The organism is Paraburkholderia unamae (assembly GCF_003268775.1).
In the GTDB taxonomy this organism is placed as follows: domain Bacteria; phylum Pseudomonadota; class Gammaproteobacteria; order Burkholderiales; family Burkholderiaceae; genus Paraburkholderia; species Paraburkholderia unamae.
The window spans coordinates 1-1,875 of sequence record NZ_QLSU01000069.1; the positions used below are offsets into that span (position 1 = coordinate 1).

Below are 1,875 nucleotides of genomic sequence, written 5' to 3' on the forward strand. Positions count from 1 at the left end.
TCCACCGTCTTCAGGTCATACTTCTTCGCGGCCACTTCCGAGTGACGCAGGAAGCTCGAATACACGCCCGCATAACCGAGCGCCAGCGTTTCGCGGTCCACGCGCACCGGGCGGTCCTGGAGCGGACGCACGATGTCGTCGGCGGCGTCCATCAGCGTGTAGAGGTCCGTGCCGTGGTTCCAGCCCATGCGCTCGGCCGCGCCGATGAACACTTCGAGCGGCGCGTTGCCCGCACCCGCGCCCATGCCCGCGAGCGACGCATCGATGCGGTCGCAACCTTCTTCCACGGCCACGATCGAGTTCGCCACGCCCAGCGAGAGATTGTGGTGCGCGTGCATGCCCGTTTGCGTTTCGGGCTTGAGCACTTGTTTGACGGCGCGGAAGCGGTCACGCACATCGTTCATCGTGAGCGCGCCGCCCGAGTCCACCACGTAGATGCAGGTCGCGCCGTAGCTTTCCATCTTCTTCGCTTCGACCGCGAGGTTGTCCGGCGTGGTCATGTGGCTCATCATCAGGAAGCCCACGGTGTCCATGCCGAGTTCGCGCGCGTATTCGATGTGCTGCTTCGAAATGTCGGCTTCGGTGCAGTGCGTGGCCACGCGCACGATGCGCGCGCCCGCGTTGTACGCGGCCTTCAGGTCGTGAATCGTGCCGATGCCCGGCAGCAAAAGCGTAGCGATCTGCGCGTGCTTGACCACGTCGGCCACGGCCTCGATCCATTCGAGGTCGCTGTGCGCGCCGAAGCCGTAGTTGAAGCTGGAGCCTTGCAGCCCGTCGCCGTGCGCGACCTCGATGCTGTCCACCTTCGCCTTGTCCAGCGCGCGGGCGATGTCCTGCACGTTCTGGATCGAATACTGGTGGCGAATCGCGTGGCTGCCGTCGCGCAGCGTCACGTCGGAGATGTAGAGTTTCTTGCTCGGGTTGGTCATCGCCTTAGGCTCCTTGCATGCTCAGAAGCGTTTGCGCCATGCGTTCGGCGGTGGCGAGCGCGGCGGAAGTCATGATGTCGAGATTGCCTGCGTAAGCGGGCAGATAGTGCGCTGCGCCTTCCACTTCGAGGAACACCGAAGTCTTCAGGCCGCTGAACTTGCCGAGGCCCGGAATGTTGAGCGGCGCGTTCGCGGGAATCTCGTCGAACTGGACCTTCTGCTTCAGGCGATAACCCGGCACGTAGGCGTGCACCTTAGCGACCATTTCCTCGATCGACTGCTCGACCTTCTCGCGGTCGGCCATCTCCGAGAGCGTGTACACGGTGTCGCGCATCATCACCGGCGGCTCGGCAGGATTCAGCACGATGATAGCCTTGCCCTTTGCAGCGCCGCCCACCACTTCGATGGCCTTCGACGTCGTTTCAGTGAACTCGTCGATGTTCGCGCGCGTGCCGGGCCCCGCCGACTTGCTGCTGATCGAGGCGACGATTTCCGCGTAATGCACCTTCGCCACGCGCGAGACGGCCGCGACCATCGGAATCGTGGCCTGCCCGCCGCACGTGACCATGTTGACGTTGGGTGCATCGATATGCGCGTCGAGGTTCACGACCGGCACGCAGTACGGGCCAATGGCCGCGGGCGTGAGGTCGATCACGCGGATCGGGGGCTTGAGCTTGCGCAGCAGCGCATCGTTCTTCACGTGCGCACCGGCGGAAGTGGCGTCGAACACGAAGTCGATGTCGTTGAACACCGGCAAACGCGTGAGCCCTTCCACGCCTTCATGTGTGGTCGCCACGCCCAGGCGCGCGGCGCGTGCCAAGCCATCGGAGTTCGGGTCGATGCCGACCATCGCCGCCATCTCCAGATGCTGGCTGTTGCGCATGATCTTGATCATCAGGTCCGTGCCGATATTGCCGGAGCCGATGATCGCGGCCTTGAGTTTTTC

The 1,875-nt window shown here is 63.9% G+C and carries 2 protein-coding genes; both read right to left on the minus strand.

Annotated features, from left to right (window positions below; translation table 11 throughout):
* Positions 1 to 929 (minus strand): 4-hydroxy-2-oxovalerate aldolase (gene dmpG / locus C7401_RS44150; RefSeq protein ID WP_112178357.1); only part of this gene is annotated, 929 nt, incomplete at its 3' end.
* A gap of 4 nt (positions 930 to 933) precedes the next feature.
* A partial coding sequence (locus C7401_RS44155; RefSeq protein ID WP_112178358.1) for an acetaldehyde dehydrogenase (acetylating) occupies positions 934 to 1,875 on the minus strand: 942 nt, incomplete at its 5' end.